The organism is Pseudomonas wadenswilerensis (assembly GCF_900497695.1).
In the GTDB taxonomy this organism is placed as follows: Bacteria; Pseudomonadota; Gammaproteobacteria; order Pseudomonadales; family Pseudomonadaceae; genus Aquipseudomonas; species Aquipseudomonas wadenswilerensis.
Genome location: NZ_UIDD01000014.1, coordinates 1 through 3,231 on the forward strand (window position 1 = coordinate 1; position 3,231 = coordinate 3,231).

Genomic DNA, 3,231 nt, shown 5'->3' on the forward strand with positions numbered 1-3,231 from the left:
GGCCGTGAAGAGCTGTTCGACGACCTCGACCTGACCCGCACCGTCGGCTGGTTCACCAGCTTGTTCCCGCTGCGCATCAGCGCCACCGACGCCCTGGGCAGCAGCATCCAGCAGGTCAAGGAACAGCTGCGTGCGATCCCGGACAAGGGCCTGGGCTGGGGCGCCTTGCGCTACCTCGGCGACAGCGCCAGCCGCGAGAGCCTGGCGGTGCTGCCGGTGCCACGGATCACCTTCAACTACCTGGGCCAGTTCGACGCCAGCTTCGATGCCGAGGAGGGGGCGCTGTTCGTGCCGGCGGCCGAAGCGGTGGGCCCGGACCAGAGCCCGCAAGCCAACCTGGGCAACTGGCTGAGCCTGAACGGCCGGGTGTATGCCGGTGAGTTCAGCCTGGGCTGGCGCTTCAGCCGGGAGATGTTCGACGAAGCCACGGTGCAGCGCCTGGCCGACGATTATGCCGCCGAACTGCAGGCACTGATCGAGCACTGCTGTGAACTGAAGGTACGCTCGGCGACGCCGTCGGACTTCCCCCTGGCCGGGCTCAGCCAGGCCCAGCTTGAGCAACTGCCGGTGGCCCTGGAGCAGGTCGAGGACATCTACCCGCTGTCGCCGATGCAGCAGGGCATGCTCTTTCATACCTTGTATGAACAGCGCGGTGACTACATCAACCAGATGCGTCTGGACGTGGAAGGGCTGGATGTCGAGCGCTTCCGTAGCGCCTGGCAGGCAAGCGTCGATGCCCATGACATTCTGCGCAGCGGCTTTGTCTGGCAAGGTGAGCTGGAGCGCCCGCTCCAGGTGATTCGCAAGTCCTTGCCCCTGGCCTTCGAGGTGCAGGACTGGCAGGCGCGCGCGGATGTGCCAGAGGCCCTCGACGCGCTGGCCAACGCCGAGCGCCAACGTGGTTTTGATCTGGCCGAGCCGCCGCTGCTGCGGCTGTTGCTGGTACAGCTGAGTGCGCAGCACTACCACCTGATCTATACCAGCCACCACATCCTGATGGATGGCTGGAGCAACTCACGGCTGATGGGGGAAGTGCTGCAGCGCTATCGCCAGCAGCCGGTGAGTCGCCCGGCCGGTCGTTACCGCGATTACATCGGCTGGTTGCAGGCACAGGACGCAGCGCTCAGCGAGCAATTCTGGACCGCCCAGGTGCGTGAACTGCAGGTGCCGACCCGCCTGGCCCAGGCCTTGCCACACCAGGCTGACGGTGCCACAGGCCAGGCCGAGCACTTCGCCGAACTGGCGCCGCAAGCGACTCGCCGTCTGAGTGATTTCGCCCGCCAGCAGAAGGTCACCATGAACACCCTGGTGCAGGCCGCCTGGGCCTTGCTGCTGGCACGCTACAGCGGCCAGCAGACGGTCGCCTTCGGCGCCACGGTGTCTGGCCGACCGGCTGAGCTCAAAGGGGTGGAGCAGCAGTTGGGCCTGTTCATCAACACCTTGCCGGTGGTGACCCACCTGGATGCCGGGCAGCCGCTGGCGCAGTGGCTGCAACAGTTGCAGCAACAGAACCTTGCGCTGCGTGAACACGAACACACCGCCTTGTTTGACGTGCAGCGCTGGGCCGGTCTGGGCGAGGGCCTGTTCGACACTCTCCTGGTGTTCGAGAACTTCCCGATTTCCGAAGCCTTGCAACAAGGTGCGCCAGAGGGCCTGCGCTTCAGTGAGGTGCGCAACCAGGAGCAGACCAGTTTCCCGCTGACCCTGGCGGTGGTTCATGCCCAGAGCCTGGTACTGCACCTGAGCTATGACACGGCGCTGTTCAGCGCGGCCCAGGTACAACGCTTTGGCGTGCAGGTGCTGCAGTTGCTGGAACGAATGATTGCCCAGGCCGGGCAGCCCTTGGGTGAGTTGCAGATACTGGGCGATGACGAGCAGCAGTTGCAGTTGCATGGCTGGAATCCGCCGGCCGCAGCTTTTGCCAGTGACCGTTGCATCGACCAACTGATCGCGCAACGTGCCCAGGCTGCACCGCAAGCCCTGGCCCTGATTGATGGCGAACAATCCTATTCCCACGCCTGGCTGCAAACCCGCGCCAACCGCCTGGCCCACCGCCTGATCGAACTGGGCGTCGGCCCCGAGGTGCGGGTCGGTGTGGCCATGGCGCGCAGTGCCGAGCTGGTGGTGGCCCTGCTGGCGGTGCTCAAGGCCGGCGGCACCTATGTGCCGCTGGACCCGGACTACCCGCGCGAGCGGCTCAGCTACATGCTCGAAGACAGCCAGGCGCAAGTGCTGCTGACCCAGGCCGGGGTGCTCGAGGCCTGGCCGGACGACATCGTCACCGTGCTGGTCGAAGACGATGCCGGCTACCCGGACAGTGCGCCGGCACCGCGTGCCACGGCGCAGAACCTGGCTTATGCGATCTACACCTCCGGTTCCACCGGCCAGCCCAAGGGCGTGGCCATCGCCCACCGCAACGTCGCGGCCCTGGCGCACTGGTCGCAGCAGGTGTACCGCAGCGAAGACATCCAGGGCGTGCTGGCCTCGACCTCGGTGTGCTTCGACCTGTCGGTCTGGGAGATCTTCGTCACCCTGGCCAATGGCGGTTTCCTGGTCATGGCCCGCAACGCCCTGGAACTGCCGCAGTTGCCGGCCCGTGAGCAGGTACGCCTGATCAACACCGTGCCGTCGGCGATTGCCGCCTTGCAGCGTGCCGGCGACATCCCGGCGAGCGTTAAAATCATCAACCTGGCCGGCGAGCCGCTCAAGCAGGCGCTGGTCGAGGCGCTGTACGCCGAGACCGCGGTGGAGCAGGTCTACGACCTGTACGGGCCGTCGGAAGACACCACCTATTCGACCTTCAGCCGCCGCCAGGCCGGTGGCCAGGCCAACATCGGCCGGCCATTGTTCAACACCGCCAGCTACCTGCTCGATGCCCAGCTGCAAGCGGTACCGCAAGGCGTGGCCGCCGAGCTGTACCTGGCCGGCGACGGCCTGACCCGCGGCTACCTGCTGCGCCCGGGGCTGACCGCCGAGAAGTTCGTGCCCAACCCGTACGGGCCGCCGGGCGAGCGCATGTACCGCAGCGGCGACTTGACCCGCTACCGCGCCGACGGCGTGCTGGAGTACATCGGCCGTATCGACCACCAGGTCAAGGTTCGCGGTTTCCGTATCGAGCTGGGCGAGATCGAGGCGCGCCTGCACCAGCAACCGGCGGTGCGCGAAGCGGTGGTGCTGGCGGTCGACGGCGCCAGCGGTCAGCAACTGGTGGGCTACGTGGTGGCCAGCCAG

At 66.7% G+C, this 3,231-nt stretch carries 1 protein-coding gene; it reads left to right on the plus strand.

Annotated elements, in window-relative coordinates; all coding sequences use genetic code 11:
* The coding region (locus tag CCOS864_RS27940) for an amino acid adenylation domain-containing protein (RefSeq protein ID WP_115089631.1) at positions 1-3,231 on the plus strand (3,231 nt) is incomplete at both ends.